14 protein-coding genes are annotated in these 18,333 nt (G+C 38.6%); 8 read left to right on the top strand and 6 right to left on the bottom strand.

The window, feature by feature from the left end:
• Positions 1-141: 141 nt before the first annotated feature.
• Genes ACT3RM_RS07480 through ACT3RM_RS07495 form a run of 4 tightly spaced genes read left to right on the top strand, consistent with a single transcriptional unit; the run spans position 142 to position 4,074 of the window.
• Positions 142-1,467, top strand: coding sequence for a DUF5666 domain-containing protein (locus tag ACT3RM_RS07480; protein ID WP_441994745.1), 1,326 nt, complete (start codon positions 142-144; stop codon positions 1,465-1,467).
• A 54-nt stretch (positions 1,468-1,521) separates the two neighbouring features.
• Positions 1,522-2,055 (top strand): hypothetical protein, encoded by a 534-nt coding sequence (locus ACT3RM_RS07485; RefSeq protein WP_441994746.1) that lies wholly within the window; start codon positions 1,522-1,524, stop codon positions 2,053-2,055.
• A complete protein-coding gene (locus ACT3RM_RS07490; RefSeq protein WP_441834321.1) occupies positions 2,055-2,747 on the top strand; it encodes a response regulator transcription factor in 693 nt (230 codons plus the stop codon). Before ACT3RM_RS07485 ends, ACT3RM_RS07490 begins: the two co-directional genes overlap by 1 nt.
• Complete coding sequence (locus ACT3RM_RS07495; protein WP_441834320.1) at positions 2,737-4,074, top strand: ATP-binding protein; 1,338 nt, start codon at positions 2,737-2,739, stop codon at positions 4,072-4,074. Before ACT3RM_RS07490 ends, ACT3RM_RS07495 begins: the two co-directional genes overlap by 11 nt.
• 7 nt (positions 4,075-4,081) lie before the next feature.
• On the opposite strand, the gene ACT3RM_RS07500 is transcribed toward ACT3RM_RS07495, so the two are convergent.
• Positions 4,082-5,278: an alkaline phosphatase family protein gene (locus tag ACT3RM_RS07500; protein ID WP_441834319.1), complete on the bottom strand. Its 1,197-nt coding sequence runs from the start codon at positions 5,276-5,278 to the stop codon at positions 4,082-4,084.
• A 351-nt stretch (positions 5,279-5,629) separates the two neighbouring features.
• On the opposite strand from ACT3RM_RS07500, the gene dgt reads away from it, so the two are divergent.
• Together dgt and ACT3RM_RS07510 are read left to right on the top strand one after the other, a co-directional pair.
• Positions 5,630-7,093 carry a dGTPase gene (dgt, locus tag ACT3RM_RS07505; RefSeq protein ID WP_441994747.1) on the top strand — a complete coding sequence of 488 codons (1,464 nt, stop codon included), beginning with the start codon at positions 5,630-5,632 and terminating at the stop codon, positions 7,091-7,093.
• Positions 7,094-7,159: 66 nt separating this feature from the next.
• Positions 7,160-8,581, top strand: a complete 1,422-nt coding sequence (locus ACT3RM_RS07510; protein ID WP_441994748.1) for a hypothetical protein — start codon at positions 7,160-7,162, stop codon at positions 8,579-8,581.
• A 228-nt stretch (positions 8,582-8,809) separates the two neighbouring features.
• Here ACT3RM_RS07510 and ACT3RM_RS07515 read toward each other — a convergent pair whose 3' ends face one another.
• From ACT3RM_RS07515 to ACT3RM_RS07535, 5 genes are all read right to left on the bottom strand, one after another.
• A complete protein-coding gene (locus tag ACT3RM_RS07515) occupies positions 8,810-9,475 on the bottom strand; it encodes a class I SAM-dependent methyltransferase (RefSeq protein ID WP_441994749.1) in 666 nt (221 codons plus the stop codon).
• Between the two features lie 11 nt (positions 9,476-9,486).
• On the bottom strand, positions 9,487-13,137 hold the full coding sequence (locus tag ACT3RM_RS07520; protein WP_441994750.1) for an AAA family ATPase: 3,651 nt from the start codon (positions 13,135-13,137) through the stop codon (positions 9,487-9,489).
• Entirely contained in the window at positions 13,134-14,381 is a 1,248-nt protein-coding gene (locus tag ACT3RM_RS07525) for an exonuclease SbcCD subunit D C-terminal domain-containing protein (RefSeq protein ID WP_441994751.1), read from the bottom strand. Before ACT3RM_RS07525 ends, ACT3RM_RS07520 begins: the two co-directional genes overlap by 4 nt.
• 76 nt (positions 14,382-14,457) lie before the next feature.
• Positions 14,458-14,697, bottom strand: coding sequence for a hypothetical protein (locus ACT3RM_RS07530; RefSeq protein ID WP_441834313.1), 240 nt, complete (start codon positions 14,695-14,697; stop codon positions 14,458-14,460).
• A gap of 124 nt (positions 14,698-14,821) precedes the next feature.
• The gene (locus ACT3RM_RS07535; protein WP_441993351.1) at positions 14,822-15,058 is read right to left on the bottom strand and encodes a hypothetical protein; all 237 of its coding nucleotides are present in this window, start codon (positions 15,056-15,058) and stop codon (positions 14,822-14,824) included.
• Between the two features lie 259 nt (positions 15,059-15,317).
• On the opposite strand from ACT3RM_RS07535, the gene ACT3RM_RS07540 reads away from it, so the two are divergent.
• Positions 15,318-17,756 (top strand): M1 family metallopeptidase, encoded by a 2,439-nt coding sequence (locus ACT3RM_RS07540; RefSeq protein ID WP_441994752.1) that lies wholly within the window; start codon positions 15,318-15,320, stop codon positions 17,754-17,756.
• Complete coding sequence (locus ACT3RM_RS07545) at positions 17,756-18,265, top strand: DUF6702 family protein (RefSeq protein ID WP_441994753.1); 510 nt, start codon at positions 17,756-17,758, stop codon at positions 18,263-18,265. The genes ACT3RM_RS07540 and ACT3RM_RS07545 overlap by 1 nt, the downstream gene beginning before the upstream one ends.
• The last annotated feature ends 68 nt before the right edge of the window (positions 18,266-18,333 follow it).

The following is an 18,333-nucleotide window of genomic DNA, read 5'->3' on the forward strand; positions in this document are numbered from 1 at the left end:
GACTTGTTAATGTTCACAGGGACCTGATAATTGTGAACATTAACAAAAATTAATGTTCTCTCCACCTTGCGCGCATACACGCTGCGGTAAAGTACTGCTCACACTCAAAGTAAAAACAATTAATTATGTTTGGAGCGAGATATGAAAAACCAGCACACAAGTCACCTTATTAAAATACTTTCATTAAGCACAATAGCACTTGTATTATCGGCATGTGGCAGCAGTAGTTCAGAAAGTTCATCAACAACACCTGAAACAACAACGCCAGAAACAGCCACATTACCTAACGTGCTAATTGGCGCAGTATCAGCCACATCAGGTTCTTCTATTACGATTAACCAACGTGAACTACCGGCTGCAAGTGCAGAAATTGAAATTGATGGCGAGAATGGAAGTTTAAGCCAACTACAAGTCGGTATGATGGTTGAAGCTGAAACTAATGGCACTCAAGTAACAGAGATTGATTACGATTCTAACTTTAAAGGTCCTATACTCGTTGAAAATGGTACGGCTAGTATTGCCGGTATGATACTTGAAGAGTTTGATAGTACTTCAGTAAATAATGGTGACCTCGTTGAAGTAAGTGGCTTTAATAGTGCATTTAATACCTTAACGGTAACTTATCAACAGGCCATTACTAACAGCTTAACAGAGCTTGAAGTTGAAGGGGTTATTACGCAATTAGATACTCAACTACGCACTTTTCAGTTAGGTAATATCACTATTAATTACCAACAAGCTGAAGTTGATGGCTTTATTAGCAATGGTCAATTTGTAGAAGTTGAAGGAGTTATGCAAAATCAGCAATTAATGGCGAGCGAAGTTGATGCTGAACGCCAAAATGATTTTGATGATAATATCGACACAGAACTAAATGGTAAAATTACATTCATTAATAATAACTCAACGCTGATGACTATTAGTGGGCAATGGCAAGTAAGCTTAACTGAACAAACACGTTATGAAGATGGCACTGTTTATGATTTAGCTGTCGGTGAACTTGTAGACGTTGAGGCTTTATACCAACAACAAAGTGATTTGTTTATTGCTCAAGAAGTTGATTTTGAATCAAGTTCGAGTAATCCAACAGCGATAAATAAGGCGTTTTCTGTTGCTGGAGTTGCAAGTTTCAATGAAGGTATCGTAACAATTAATAATCATCAATTTACACTCAATAACCAAACAGTATTTGACGATGGCTTAACTCAAGCAACTATTAATGGTCAGTTTCTTGAATTAGAAGGAATTATCACCGATGATATCAATATTGTGAGTGAAATTGAGTTAATGGATGCCAATGATTCACTTAGCTTAACTGGGTATGTAATTACACAAAGCGAGCAATCTACACTTTGGGGTTATGTTAGCGAAGACAATTCACTTAACGCTTATGCCGACCAATATGCAGAGTTAGAATGTGAATTAGTCAGTGGCAATCAAGTACGAGCTTGTCGTCTCGACGATTAACTGTAAAAAGTAAAATAGCAGCGTATTTTGCGCTGTTATTTTTTGAGGTTTATGATGAAGAAAGTACTATTATTCAGTTTGTTATTTATCTCATCGATAAGTAGTGCCGCAAGCTCTGCGACTTATGAAAAGTTGCATCATGCTAAATCAGCCACACCAACGGCTATTTTAGAAAAAGTAGAAAATAAGTATAAGAGCGAAGCGGTCATTGTAGAGTTTGAACTTGAGTTTGAAAAAGGTAAAACGACCTACGAAGTCACGTTATATCAGGCTAACCGAAAACACTTTATTGAATTATTGTTAGATAAAGATGGCCACTTAATTGAGTTAGAGTATGAAGCGCCTGAACTTGATGAACAAGATGAGATCGCCGCCGCAGATATTATGCAAAAAAAAGGCTATACCATGCAGTTATTAGTGGCAAAACTGAATGACTCAAGCGAACACTATTTAATTGAAGCCCAGTTAGAGCAAGATATGGGTATTACTTATATGGTAGCCACATTTGTTAATGAGCGCGGGCGCCACAAAAAAGCAATTGATTTAACCACAGGTAAAAATTTACCTTTATTAAGGTGGGGAAATTAATGAAGCTATTATTGGTTGAAGACGATAAGCAAAATCGTGACTTTTTATATAAAGCGTTTAGTGAGCAAGGCTATACTGTTGATACTGCCACTGATGGTCAACAAGGATTACTGTTAGCAACGTGCGAAGATCACGATATAATTGTATTAGACCGAATGTTACCCAAGCTAGATGGGATACAAGTGTTAGCCGCATTAAGAGCGACGGGTAAAACGACCCCTGTTTTGATTTTATCAGCCCTAGATAAAGTAGACGATCGTGTAACTGGCTTAAAAGCAGGAGGTGACGATTATTTAGTTAAACCATTCGCGTTTTCTGAATTAGCAATTAGAGTCGAGAATCTTATTAGACGCCACACGGTGCAGCAGCCTCTTAGCACACAGTTAAGCTTAGCTAATTTACACTTAGACTATGCAAGCCATAAAGCGGGCGTTGACGAAAAGATACTAAGCTTACAACCGAAAGAGTTTAAATTATTGCGCTTTTTACTCGAACATCCTGACAAGTTAGTTACCCGTACATTATTATTTGAATCAGTTTGGGAGTACCATTTTGATCCGGGTACAAATGTAATTGATGTGCATATAGCTAGGCTTCGTAAAAAACTACAGCAATTGAATGCATTAGTTTGTATCGAAACTATTCGTGGTGTTGGTTACCGCCTTACCAAAGAGCAGATAAATGCCAATTAAAGACTCAGCTTGGCGTCAAATTGACCCACGTAGTAGCTCTGTATGGCGTTTAACCTTAGGGTTTGCAGTGATTATGTCGGTCATGCTAGTGCTGACCGTAGTCTTAATTTATCAATTATTATTAGGCGAACAAAACCGTCAAGTCGAACGGCGCCTTACCGCAGAAAAAGTACGTATTGAAGGCTTAGCGAACGAATTTTCTTCAAGCAGTTTTTATTCTCAATTAGAGGTGTTTCGTAATGAAAGTGAACTGCTACTTTTTTGGCATAGTGACGGCGAGCAAAGCCAGCAGCTAAGCTTTTTACCTGAAAATATTCCTGCTTTACCTAAAACTATTGTATTCCCTGTATTAGATGCGCAACGTGGAAAAATTCGTTTATTAACCACCGGGATTGTCCATACTTCTCATGGTGATATTGTTTTAGCGACCGCGACTGAGAATTTACAGCAACTGATCATTGAATTTAAAACCGTTGCATTATGGGCCTGTTTAATTAGTTTATTATTAACGGGGCTATTTGGTTATATATTTGCGAGGCGACATTTACGCAGAGTGCATTATTTTAATAGCACGGCAGAACAAGTACAAAATGGTGATTTATCTGCTCGCATCAGTCATAAAAAAAAGGGTGATGAGTTTGACAGGCTGGGTGCGCATATTAATACGATGCTCGATGCCGTGGAAGACAATTTTGCTTTAGTACAAGGGATTACCGACAATATTGCTCATGATTTAAAAACACCGCTTACGCGCTTAAGATTAAACTTAGAGCAGCAAGCTGCTCACTTTCCTGAAATAGGTTTAGAAATAGAGCAACTTGATACGATTATCAATACGTTTGATGCAATGCTGAAACTAACTCGATTAGAAAATGGCAAGTTTCCGCTTAATTTACAACGCATTGATTGTCAGTTATTGGCCGAAGACCTTATTGATATGTTGCAGCCAAGTGCTGATTGTAATCAGCAACAAATCACACTTTATTGTACGGCCCCCTTGATTTTACAAGGCGACAAAAATTTATTATTTCAGGCATTTTTTAATTTACTTGATAACGCAATTAAATATGCAGGTACTGAGGCCCGCATTTCAATCACCATTGATGCAGGCTCTTTGAGCATTAGTGATGATGGTTCAGGGGTTGAAAAAACACAATTAAGTCAACTCACGAAACGCTTTTATCGTGGCGATCCTGCGCGTCAGCATGAAGGGTTTGGCTTAGGGCTTGCGACCGTTAAAGCTATTTGTAATAGGCACAATCTGTTGCTCGATTTAACCAGTAATAGCGGTGGTTTTTGCGCCACCATCACGGACAACTCTGATTAAAACGCGCCTACTTAAGCGCTGGCCACAATGTACTACCATCGCCATCAATTTTGCTTAGAACCTTGAGCCCTAATACTTTTGTAATCATAGGGTAAATATCAAGGTTACTGACTTCGTTTAATGTTATACCCTCTTTAAACGCTGGACCAGTGGCGATAAAAGTTGCAGCCATATCGTCTGTGTATGCAAATCCATGTGTGCCTAAATAGCCCACTTCCCCATGATCAGAAAAAACCTTAGGTGCCGTCGTTTGTAAAATTATATCCCCTGTACGGCTATTTTTTTGATAATGGTAGTTTTTACGTTGTTGTTTACTAAGTACACTATAACGCCCTTTCGAAGCTTGACTTAAACGTTGCTTATAATCATTAATTTCGTCTTCGCTAGTATCTTCATTAGCGTAAATTAATACCCTTGGACCGGTATTTTTAACGTTAAACTTATCGCTTTGAGGGAGGCTGTCGATAGCAATACCTTGCTGTTTATCTATTTTGCTCATGCCGTGATCTGATACAATCACTAAGTTTACTGGTTTATCTAAGCTAGCGAGTTGTGTTTGCAACTCACCCATTAACTGATCTAGAGTTTGTACGGCTTGGCGTGTTTGTGGCGCATCAGGGCCAAATTTATGACCCATACTATCGACTAAAGAAAAGTAGCTGATTACTAATTGAGGGCGACTTTGTTCTGGTAATTTTAGCCATTGAATAATTTGATCAATACGTTGATGGTAGTCACTTTGCTGTGAGTAATGATAAAAATAATTAGGAAGCATGCCGTTAAAACGTGCATCTGACTCAGGCCAAAAGTACGTCGCTGATTTAAGACCTTGCATACGCGCTAAATTCCAAAGCGGTATACCGTTAACCCAGGTGCTGTCATTTTTCCCTTTGCCCATGCTATAGCAATCGTTACGGGCTTTATCGCAAAATTGATTATCCACAATCCCATGATTAATTGGCAGTAACCCGGTAATAATGGATAAGTGATTAGGAAAGGTTTTTGTTGGATACACTGGGCGCATTTTATTCGCCCTCACACCATTTTTAGCCATTGCTGCTAAGTTAGTCGCATTGTGTTTTTCAATGTAATCCCAACGAAAACCATCAAGGGAAATCAAAACGACGCTACTACTATCTTCGTCATGACTAAAGGCGCTAAATGAAATAATACTAATTAATAAAAGGCAAAAAACGTGCTGCATATTTTATGATCCCAATTGCTGAATTTTTCTTTAGTGGCGGTGATGTCTTTTTATTTAGTTTATTTAAGTTTTGCTTTTGATTTTTACTATGAATAGAGCTAAAAATCATCATTACACAAATAAATAGAGCAAATAAAATCAGGTAAATTTAATACAGTAATAATGTTCTGTGCTGCCTTGCATCATACCTAAAAGCCTTTTGGTCCACCTTAACAGAAAGTTGGTACGCGCTTTTACCGGAATTTTATATTAATAGCTGGGTAAGTTTAAAGTAATGATGTAAATAAAAATTGATATTTTAATCTATTATACAAGTTGTTAGATTAAAGCTTAGCTATTTAGAGGACCCGCATGATCGACTTTAGTAAAAAAATAACCTCAGTACGTCCACTACGCACCTCAGGTAAGTTGCAAATGGCGCTTGAAAGCGATCGTGGGCGCATTATTAATAGTGCAGCCATTCGACGTCTGCAACAAAAAACGCAGGTGTTTCCGTTGGAGCGTAATGCTGCTGTGCGATCCAGGCTAACCCATTCGCTAGAAGTGCAGCAAGTGGGCCGCTTTATTGTACAGCGTATTTTTTACTATTTAACAGACCAACAACAACAAGAATTTGGCTTAACTGGACTCGAAAGACCTCTTGAGAGCTTGGTTGAGATGGCTTGTTTGATGCACGATATCGGCAATCCCCCTTTTGGGCACTTTGGTGAAGCAGCGATTAATCATTGGTTTGAAAAAAACTTACCTCAATTAACACCAAAATTATGTGCTGATCCATATTCAGGGATTGGCATGGTGTTTAAGCACCTAGCGCAAGATATCAGTCATTTCGAAGGTAATGCACAAGGGATTCGCATTGTTCATTCTTTGTTAGGCTTAAATTTAACCTATAGCCAAACCGCGGGTATTTTAAAATATACACGGCTTGGCACAATGGCAAAAAAAGATATTCCAGCATCTAAAAATTACCTAATGAAAAAAGTAGGCTATTATTTCAGCGAAAAAAGCTTTGTTGAAACACTACAAAAAGAGCTAGAAATGGAGCCGCATTGCCGCCATCCAGCAAGCTATATAATGGAAGCTGCAGATGATATTTCGTATTGTTTAGCTGATATTGAAGATGCGGTTGAAAAAGATATTATTAGTGTCGATGTGTTGTGTGAAAAATTAAAACAACATTATAAACGAGCACTTATAAACTTAACATTAGACAATACAAAACACTCAGACTTTGTAGATAAAGCAGTTAATTACGCGCGCGATAAAGCTAAAAAACAACCCTATAATTTTAATAGTGAGTTTTTTATTTATTTACGCGTTACCTTACTACACCCACTAGTTAATTATGCCGCAGAGCGTTTTATTAGTAATATTGAAGCTGTTTTTCATGGTCATTTTAATCAAGCTCTATTAGAAGATCGTAGCCATTTGCACGCGGTAACTAAAACATTAAAACAAGTAGCTTTAGAAAATGTTTTTTCGCATAAAGAAGTTGAAAGGCTAGAGCTACAAGGATATAGAATAATTACCGGACTACTTGATTGCTACCGGCCATTATTGGTTTTAACGCATGAACAATTTAAGCGTGCATTAAGTGGTGATCAGCAGTACTTATTAGAGTCCAGACTAGTTAAGAAGCTGTCTAAAAAACATTTAAGTAGCTATCAACATGCTCTTGAAACTATGCCGGCAGAGCCTGATCATTTTATTGCTTATGAATTTTATTATCGTTGCCGACTACTACAAGATTATATCAGTGGTATGACAGATCAGTTTGCCTATGATGAATATCGCACTTTAATGGTGATTGATTAGCTATGGATTAATTGTGCTCAAGCGCATAATATTGAACCATTATGTTGAAAAGTAGTTACTTTTATTATGAATATTTATAAGTTATGTGGGTGTTTGGGGTTAATGACATTGAGTTTTGCAAGCCAGGCAAAATACAACGAAGCGATGTGTATATTACTCAAACAACAAATTAATCAGTACAGCGATAATCAAGGTAGTCGTAATTATCGTAATGCTGCACGAGATTATAAAAATAACTGTAATAAGCCTCAGCCGGCCGCAGAGGATGGGAGTAACACACCTAGTAAAAACACCCAAATTAACACCCAAACTAACACAGAGACTCCAGAGCCGATAAAACCAATTGTGACACAACCTACGGCTAAGCCAATAAATGAGACACAAACTAAAGTAGTGCCAGAAGATATTGCTGAGCAACCACAGCCGGTTAATAATCAAACTGAAACGGTTGATACTCACGCTGTCGAACCAAAAAGTGCTCAGCCTGAAACTGTCCCGCTTGAAAGTATAAAAGCTAACACTGCAACTTCCGAGGCGCTTAAAGAAACTGTCTCTTCTAAAGTAACAGGGCCTGCAATACCAGCCGGAAAACCTGAAACACCGAGTAATCAACAAACACCTTTTTTAATGCCAAGCGTGTTACTGATATTAATTTTGTTATTTTTAGGGGTTATCGTGTCGCGTTTGCGCAAAAAGAATAAAACCACTGATGATAAAATTAGTCATAGCGTTTTATCTGACCAAGCTAGTCAACTTGCAACTAAAGCCAAAGCGCAACCAAAGACGCTGGCGGAGACTGAAGATAAAGCGCCATCATCAACTGTTGATGTGAGTTCTCAAAAGTCAAAAACTACTGAAGTAGAAAGCGCCGAACCAGAGAGTAGCGAACCAGAGAATAACGAGTCTAAAATAGATAAACCTGAAATTGATTATCCGGTGTTTGAACCACACCCATTAGATGAGCAATCAATAACATCAAGTCCAGAACCTGAGAAAAGTAAGGATTCACACCCCGATGTAAAAAAAGTGTATGAATTCGATGAGCCTGAAATTCGCATCTACGATCCGAATGCTCCACTGCCTGGGCAAAAAGGATATATAAAGTCATCAGCAGCTAACACTCATTTATCGGCGCCACAAAGTGAAACCCCAGGAAAAAATCAGACTATCTCACCGAATCTATGTGATAAGGAAGCGGCAGAGGTAAATGATGAGGACGTCGCAAAAGAGAGTTTAAAAGCCAAAGATTTAGAGCCGCAAGCATTTGAAGTTAAAGAGCCTGAATGCGATGTTACTGAATCTCAAAGCCACCAACCTAAAACCAAGAAGGCTGATTCATCAAACCCTTTCGCTAATTTATCACTCGATCCAAGCTGGGATCCCGAAAGTACACAAAAACCAACTATCGTTGAAGCAAAAACGGAGCCTAAATCGCAAGCTTTAATTGATGCAGAGCAACGTGCGAAGCAGCTTACAACAGACGACTAAGTATACGTGGTCATTCAGCTTTTGATCCAAGGTTAGAATAGGTAAGTTCATTTTGTATCAGTGGTTTGATAGTGCGCTAGGACTGTCTTTAACTGGTTATCACTGTTATCACTGTTATCACTGTTATCACTGTTATCACTAAAGCGCCGGGCGGTGGTTTAGCAATCTGTTAATACAAATTTACGCGAATAATGATTAAATTATTCGCGTTTGCTGTAAAAATAAGTTTTAACGCTTTTGGCTCACATAACCACTAAAGCCTAGTGTTTTAAAGTAGAGTTTAGCGGCATTAAATCCACATTCTTCAAGTAAATCAGCAAAACGAATGCGGTCCAACGGATAAAATTCATGTTCAAAATTATGCTTCATACGATCGGCGGCTGCCTCACTTAAGCCGAATTCTTGGCATAAAACGAGCTGCGCATCTTGCTCATAACTCGTTTCTGGGCGCATTAAATCAGCTATAAATAGCTTCCCTTGTGATTTTAGTTGAGTTGCTATAGCACTTAAAAGGTCTTTTTTATCTCCATTATCAGCAACAAAGTGCATTACCAATAAACATAAAGCGGCATCCGCTTGCTGTTTAATTTCACAGGGGGAGCCATGGTGAATAGTCACTCTGTCAGTGATGCTTAAATCAATAAAACGCTGCTTAGCAATATCAAGCATGTCGCTGGATGTATCTTGTGCGGTAAACTGCCAAGTTGAATTTATAGTTGCCAGTTCTGCTATTTCTTTACCTGTACCTGCGCCTACGACTAAAATATGGGCGTTATCTTTTAAGGTTACAGCTAATTGTGCGGCGGTGGTGCTGTGTAATAATTCATAACCTGGGACTAAACGTGTTATCTGCGAATCATATTCCGATGCTTTTTGTGCATTAAATATAGGCATTAAATGCTCCTTTAAATTATCTCAACCGTTGAATATCCACCGGGCTTTTTAACAACATTTACTTGTGTTGCAACCCGTTCGGTCATTTGTGATACATGGGATATTACTCCTACCTTACGCCCTTGTGCTTGTAATGAGTCAAGGGCATCCATTGCTATGCTTAATGTTTCACTATCTAACGTACCAAACCCTTCATCAATAAACAAAGAGTTAATTTGTATTTTATTTGACGATAATGAAGCTAAGCCAAGTGCTAAAGCTAAAGAAACTAAAAATGACTCCCCGCCCGATAAAGTATTAACAGAACGTTGCTCATCGGCCATGTCGCGGTCAGTTATGGCAATATCAAGCGACTGTGCGATAGCGGTTAGTTCATAGCGTTTGTTCAGTATTTTTAAGTGGCTATTGGCATAATGCAGCAGTATTTTTAACGTTTGAGTTTGCGCTAAATTGCGCATGGTTTTACCTGTTGCATCGCCTAATACTTTATTAAGCACATGCCATTGCTCAACGTTTTTTTGCAAAGTAATTAACTCGGTTTGCCTACGTTGTAGTGCATGGCTGTTTTGGTTGTGCTGCTCAATCGCGGTGTTAATTTCAAGTTGTGATTTGTGTAATGCCGTTTGTTGCTCATTTAAATTAGTTAGTTGCTCACTAAGTTCTGCTTGTGTTTGTGGTGGTTTTTCGCTGCTTTGATGTTGTGCCAGTGTGTTTTGTTGTTGTTTTAAGGCGGCGTTTGCATCAACTAAAGCTTGCACTAATTGTTCATGTTGTTTTAAGTGCGCTTTAATATCGTCATGACTCAAGCTCAGTAAAATAGCGACTTGTTCATGGTTTGCATCAACATACACGGTTTTAAATTCAGCAAACCACTGGTTATAACGCGCTTCAAGTGTAGCTTGCTCTTTAGCGTTTTCAAGCAGACGTTGTTGGCAGTTTTGAAGCGTTATAGTGTGTTCGTCGCGTTGTTTTATCGCGTCATTGTAAGCTTTTTGACTTTCATAAAACTGTGTTTGGCTTTGTTCTTGCTGCGTAGCTAGCTTTATTTGGTAGTCATCTGCACTAATTTGTTGGTTATTAAATAGCGCTAAGCGCTCACTCTGTGTGATATTTTGCTTTTGCTGTTCGTTGTTTAAGTTTTCATCTAGTTTTTTTAAACTTTGCGCTGCATTACTTATAAGTGGCGTAAGCTGATCTATCTGCTCTTCAGCAGTATTGACTTGCTTTTTAGTTTGCTCTAGCAAGTCTTTTGTTTGCTGGTACTGCTCAACCTGCTGGTTTAGAGCCGTTAGATTTAGAGTGTTATTTTGTAGTTGTTGCCAAAAATCACTATGTTCAAATTGTGAATTTAGCGCTGTGGTTAATTCGTTTACTTGTGTATTTAATTCGCTCAGTTTGATCTTCAGCTGGTTTAACTGGTTAGTTAAATCAATATGTTGGCCGTGTAGTTTTTGTTGTGCTTGTTGCTCTTCTTTTAAGGTACTTAGCAGTTGGTTTACTTTTTTTCGCAAGGTACTTTGGTGTTTTTCGGTTTCAAAATACCGTGCTTTTTTTTCACTGAGTTGTGTGTAAGTTACATCAAGCTGCTCTGGAGTTAAGTTATTCAGTTCACTGCGCGATGCTTCCATTATGTTTTTTATTTCAAGTTGCTTAGCCTTTGCTATTTCTATCGTTTGGCTATGTTGTGTGTGTTCGCCAGTTAATACTGCATATTGAGTTTGGTGCTGATGAAGCGCTTCTTGAGCATGCTCATATTGTTGTTTAGCGTTTTTAAAATCGTTTTCAAAATCACTTATTAAGTTATTTAATTGCTGATGTTGATTGTTTACAAACGGATGTTCGGTTGCCCCACAAACAGCACATGGCTCACCAGGCGCGAGTTGTGTACGTAAATGCTCAACATTCTCACTGGCTCTTAAGCGAGCTTGATTAAGGGCATACTCGCTGTGTTTGAGTGTTTGCTCACATGTTGCGAGGTCTTGTTTAAACGCTGTTTGTTTTTGCTCACTCTGGCTCATCTTTATGGCAACAGCACTTTGCTGTTGAGTGCTTTGTTTTAGCTCAACGTTAAATAGCTTATAACGCTCTCGCTGCTCTTTTAAGTAGTCAATGCTTTTAAGTTTTGTATCGCATTGCTCAATATTAAATTGGTCTTGTTGCTGGTTTAGCAAATTAAGGCTTTCTTGTTCGCTTGCGAGTGTCTGCTCACATAGTGCTAAGTCTTTATTTTTTGCCGTAAGCTGTACGGTTTGCTTTTCTAGCTCATGGGCTAAATTTTGGCTTTGCTCTGTGGTTATTTTTATTTGGTCGTTAGTGTTTAAAAACTGTTTAAAACTGTGTTGGTAGTAATTCCAATCATTCGCTAATGGCTCCAGTTGGCTTTGTTGGTTTAGCCACTGTTGATGCTGGCCAGTCATTTGTTTTGCTTCATTATGCTCAGCGTTGCTTTGCTTAAGCTTGTGCTGTAGGTGATCAAGTTCCTTTTGCTCTTTTTCACTTTGCTCAGTTATGCTTGTTATTTTTTGCGTTTGCATAGCAAGCTGACTGTCAAGCTCACGGGCTTTTGCGATAATTGGCTCAGCGCTTTGTTTTTGCTGCTTAGCTGTTAGCAAGGCGCTGCGGTGTTTTTCTAACTTATTTGTGAGGGAGTTAATTTCTGCTTCGTGATCGACACTTTTTAAAGCATTTTCTTTTGTTTTAAGTTTATTCTTTTGCGCGGCTAGGTTTTTAAAGTGATTGCGGTTATCTTTAATTTCAAGTGCGCTTTGTGCCTGCTTTGCTTGTTCACTTTGCTGTGCGATTGCTTCAAGCGCAGAGCTTGCTTGTTGTTGGTTTTGTAATGCTTTTTGTAACGCCTGCTCTAAAATATTGGCTTGTTTATACCAATTAATGCCCTGCTCTGTGGTCGTTATTGTTTTTTTAGTGTCTTCAATTTGCAGCTTTAAATCAGCAAATGCTTGAGTGTTAGCTTTCAGCTCCTCATCAGTTAGTAAGGTGTAGCTTGCTAAGCTTGCTTTGAGTAAATCTAGTTTTTCTTTTTGCTCTTTGTGACGTTCATAAATACGTTTACCAATCAGGCTAAATTTATCGGTGCCCGTAAGGCATTCTAAAAGCTGGGCACGCTCATCACCAGTGGCCTTTAAAAATGCAGAAAACTCATGCTGTGCTAATAATACGGCGCGAGAGAACTGTTCAAAGCTTAAACCTATTTTATGTTCAATTTCTTTTAAGGTGAGGCTTTTATCTGCTATTAGAGTTTCGTCAGGCAAAGTAAACAAACTGTGTTCGGCTGTTTTTAACTTACCTGTTACCTTTTTATGTGTTCTTTGTATTGAATACCGTGCACGATAGTGCTGTTTATCTTGGCCTAGGAAATCGACTTCAGCGTAGCCTTCCCACTTGCCTTTACGCAATAAGTTACGCGGATCGTTTAACTTTATACTATCACCGTTAAAGTCAATTAAATTACCTTTGTCGCCTCTAAGTCTTGCTGTTTTAGTGTACAGGGCTAAGCAGATTGCATCTAAAATTGTACTTTTACCCGCGCCGGTGTCGCCAGTTATAGCAAATAATCCTGCATTTTTTAACGGTGATTGAGTGAAGTCGATTTCTGCGTCACCAATTGAGGCTAAATTATGTATGCGTACTGCGGTTATTTTCATAGTTGTTCTTGCTCCGTCAGTTCGTTTATAACCTCGTTTAAAAGAACTTTTAATTCATCTGGTACGGTTTGTCCTGCCATATCTTTATCACTGGCAAATGCTTGCTCTAATAAATTAATTGGATTGAGCATTTCTACTTGGTTTAAATCCTCAAATAGATGAGTGTCACTTTGCGTTTGTGTGTTTTCGCGTACGCGCTCAATACCACAAAATCGTATGTTTTTGCCGTTTAGTGCTTGTTCTATTTGCTCTCTAAATGTGGTGTCAGTATCACTAGACTTAAGTTTTACCCGTAAATAAGGTGCTATTTCACTTTCTGTTGTATCTAATGCTTTAATTTGTTCACACAGCACTGATAGCGAAACACACTCGCCTTCAGGTAGTACGATGAGATCAGCTGAGCGAGGAATGTAAAGGGGGTTTACAGTTGTCTTAAGTTTATGTTTTTCATCGCAATTAATGTCAATGATATTTACTTGATGAGTGTATTTACGTTCTGAAAATGACATTGGTATGGGTGTACCGCAATATCTAATAATGTCTGACTTTGCGACTTTCTGTGCTTTATGTAAATGGCCAAGGGCAACATAATCGGCGTATTCATTAAATACATTGGCTGTTATCGCTTCTTCACCACCTATTACTAGGTTACGCTCCGAATCACTAGAAACATCTCCGCCTTTAGCATGTAAATGGCCCATTATAATTAATGGTGTTGTATCTGCTTTATTTTCTATAGCAAACTCTATGGTTTGCTTGTATGCCTGTGAAACTCCTTGTGCGTAATCTAGGCCGTTATTAGAGGTACTTAACTGGCTAACATCACTTGCACGTAAAAAAGGCATAGCGACGATATGAGCTTCAATGCTTGCGTTGTGTAATTTGATGACAACATCATTTGGGTTTTGTGCATCAAAGCGCCCCACTACATCAGTATCAAACTGAGCAAGTAGCGGCTGAGCAGCCATAATTCGATTGGCTGAATCGTGATTACCCGCAATAATAATAATGTGAAGGCCTGGGCATCGCTTTTTTGCTTTTTTAATAAATTGATAGAGCTGATTTTCTGCGCTAGCAGGTGGTGTAGCGGTGTGATAAATATCACCTGCGACTAATAATAAATCAATATTTTGAGCGTCGAGTGCGGTAATTAGCCAATCAAAAAATACCTGATGTTCTTGATTACGGGAGTGTTCGTAAAATTGTTGGCCTAAATGCCAATCGGAGGTATGTAAGACTTTCATGTGACGCTCTTAAATAATAGTTAAGAGCGTCAATATACCCAAGCTAAAGCAAGATGCAAGAGCAGGGTTTAATTCTTTAAGGAGTTAAATTATACCAAGCTACAACTATCATAGGCAAAGCAAGTAAGCCTAAAAATAAAGGTATTTTTACAGCTTTAGTCTGTTTGTTCTGTAGTACCTTTAAGGCGTTATTTTCATTGCACGCTGCTACTTTATCTATATAAAAATAGCCTGAGTTCAAATACTGTTTGCAGCTTTGCTCATTTGCAGGGATTGCAATTATTTCTTGTTGTTTTTTTAGGATGTAAAAATCCATAAGCCCACCGCATTTTAACTATATTTAGTGAAGGTAAAAACAACGCTTTTTACCCCCTGAATTTAAAAAGTGGGCGATTTTAAATATAAATGTAGGTAAAGATCAACAAAAAAATGCACTAAATTTAATTTAATGACAAAAACGTAATTATTATTGCCAAAAGCGCAAAAGTACTGCATAAAACAAGCCATTTTTTATGTTTTTTTAAACGCGTTGGAGAACGTGCTAAAGCATCCTCTTTATCACTTGCGGCTATAACTTCAACGAATTTGAATCCCTTACTTTTATAGTCTTCGAGGAGTTCCTCCTCGGCTGGGATTGCAGCAATTCGAGACGCTTTTTTTATAATATAAAACTTCATCTAATCACCTTAAATATCTATTAATATAAACACTTTAGTTAAAATGCATGAATTAGGACTGAATTGATAAGTTTAAGTTTATTTTAGCTTTGCCGTAAACCCCCTTTACAGATTATTACCCGCATTTTAATTATTCTATTTTTAATACGTTTGGTTGTTTATAAATTGGCCTTGTAAAATACGCTGTTTGTCGCGATTCGTTTGTATATATAGACTAAATTTGGCACATTATCGATAAGCTAAATAAATAAGGTTTATCATGAAAAGAGCAGTTGTAACGCTAGGTGCCGTTTTACTACCGATAGCATTATCAAGTAATGTTATGGCATCGTCTGTCGAACAAACAAAAGGCAGTTATGTTGACAAGTTTCGTCAACTTGACGAAGCACTAGCCACTCCTAACGTTTATCGCAGTGCAGCAGGTGAGCCCGGCGAGAAATACTGGCAGCAAAAAGTTAACTACGATATAGATGTAAAACTAGATGAGAAAAAGCGTCGTTTAACAGCTAGCCAAACTATCGAGTATAAAAATAACTCACCGCATACATTAAAATACTTATGGCTACAGTTAGACCAAAATGTTTTTAAAAGCGATTCAATTGCAGAGCGCACTGAAACGTTTAATGGTAAAGCCTTACAAGGCAACCCTGATCCTAAACCGACTAAGTTGAGCCTAGGACAATTACGTCGTCAACAGTTTATGAGTGACAATGAACTTGGCTTTACGGTTGCTAATATTAAAGATGACAATGGTAATGAGCTTCGTGCAACTGTTGTTGATACCTTAATGCGCATTGATCTTAATGAGCCATTAAAACCGGGTAAAGATGTTGAGTTCAGTATGGACTTTGCGTTTAATATTGTTGAAGAAGATGCCGTTGGTGCACGCTCTGGTTATGAACATTTTGAAGAAGACGGTAATGACATATTCTTGATCGCTCAGTGGTTTCCTCGTTTAGCTGCTTATACAGATTACGAAGCATGGACAAACAAAACATTCTTAGGTAGTGGGGAGTTTACCCTTGAGTTTGGTGACTACGATGTTGAAATTACCGTACCTGCGGATCACATTGTATCGGCTACCGGTAAGCTTGATAATGCAAGCTCTGTATTAACGCGTACTCAGCGAAATCGCTTAGAAGAAGCCGAAGACGCAAAACGCCCTGTTTTTATTGTCACAGAAGAAGAAGCGCTTGAGAACGAAAAAGAAGGCACTGACAAAACTAAAACATGGCATTTCAAAGCTGAAAATGTTCGTGACTTTGCTTGGGCTTCATCACGTAAATTTATGTGGGATGCTAAAGGTTACCACCAAGGTGGAGATGAACAGCCTCTCGTGATGGGGATGTCATTTTTCCCTAAAGAAGGTGGCGACTTATGGAAAAAATATTCAACTGAAGCGGTTATCCATACCATGGAAGTTTACTCACGTTATTCTTTCGATTATCCATATCCAGTAGCACAGTCAGTAAATGGCCCTGTAGGTGGTATGGAGTACCCGATGATCACGTTTAATGGTCCACGTACTAAGTTACAAGATGACGGCTCTCGTACTTACTCTCAGGCTGAAAAACGCTTCTTGATTGGTGTGGTCATACACGAAGTCGGACATATTTATTTCCCGATGATTGTTAACTCAGATGAGCGCCAATGGACGTGGATGGATGAAGGCTTAAACAGCTTTTTAGACGGTGTTGCAGGACGTGAGTGGGATCATACGATTCCATGGGGGGTTGAGCCTCGCGATATCGTGGCTTATATGAAATCGGAAAACCAAGTACCGGTAATGACCCAGTCAGACAGTGTTCTTCGCCTTGGTCCAAATGCTTACACTAAGCCTGCTGCAGCCCTGAACATTTTACGTGAAGTGATTTTAGGTCGTGACTTATTTGATTTTGCTTTTAAAGAATATGCCCAGCGCTGGAAGTATAAGCGCCCTACCCCGGCTGATTTTTTTCGCACCATGGAAGAAGCTTCAGGTGTTGATTTAGATTGGTTTTGGCGTGGCTGGTTTTATACTACAGACCATGTAGATATCTCGCTTGATAAGGTTTATCAACTGCGTTTAGATACTAAGAACCCAGATATAGACTTTAACCGTTTACGTGATATCGAAGCTGATAAACCGATGCCATTGTTTGTTGAGCGCAATAAAGCAGAAGGTAAAAAAGAATGGGTTGAAAGAAACCCCGATGTAAATGATTTCTACGACGAAAACGACCGCTTTACCGTTACTAATAAAGAACGTAATGCTTATAACAAGTTTTTAAAAGGGTTAGAGCCGTGGGAGCGTAAAACCTTTGAGCGTGCTATTGAGGAAGACAAAAACTACTATGTGCTTGAGTTTTCAAACTTAGGCGGTTTGGTAATGCCTATCTTACTTGAACTGACTTATGAAGATGGTAGCAAAGAAGAACGCTACATTCCTGCTGAAATTTGGCGCCGTAATCATAAGCATGTTCAAAAGCTTATTATTACAGATAAAAATAAGCCTCTTGTTTCAGTAACGGTAGATCCTCGCTGGGAAACGGCTGATGTAGATGTTGAAAATAACAACTACCCACGTCGTATTGTCCCTTCACGTATTGAAGTGTACAAAAAAGAGAAAAGTAAATCTAAAGTTAGCCGCGATATTATGCAAGATATTAAAGCCGAGCTTAAAAACGATGATGAAGACGAAACAGAGAAACAGCAATAATGCGCTTTATGCTCATTATGGTTGTTTTAATGCTTGCTGCGCCTGCAATGGCACATCAATTAAAAGCTTCAGTAACCACTGTTTTATTTAATCAACGTACTCATAATATAGAGTTGATGCATCGCTTTTACTTGCACGATACTGAGCATGCTGTTGAACATTTGTTTCCTGGTAATGCTGATATTTTAAGTGATGAAGCCGACCAACAGCGCTTTGCAGACTATGTGGCATCCCATGTGGCACTGCAAACGCTTGCGGGGGAACCTTTAACACTTACGGACGTAGGTGCTCAAATAGATGGTAAGTTCTTTTGGGTTTACCAAGAAGCACCTATACCAAATAATATTAAAGGTATTCGTATGAGTAATGGCTCATTGCGAGATCTTTGGCCTAGCCAAGTCAATATGGTTAATGTTGAAGGTAAAGGCAAAGTAAAAACATTGCAGTTTACCAATAATGAAAAATGGCTCGAAGCCATATTTGAGCCTAAAGAACCCCAAGAAAATTAATATTTTTTCAATCCCAACCCCACGCGCACAGCAGTTATGTGCGCGTTTTAATAATGATCTTTTGTTTA

Origin of the sequence: Pseudoalteromonas sp. AOP7-A1-14 (assembly GCF_052376275.1) — a bacterium.
Lineage (GTDB): Bacteria > Pseudomonadota > Gammaproteobacteria > Enterobacterales > Alteromonadaceae > Pseudoalteromonas.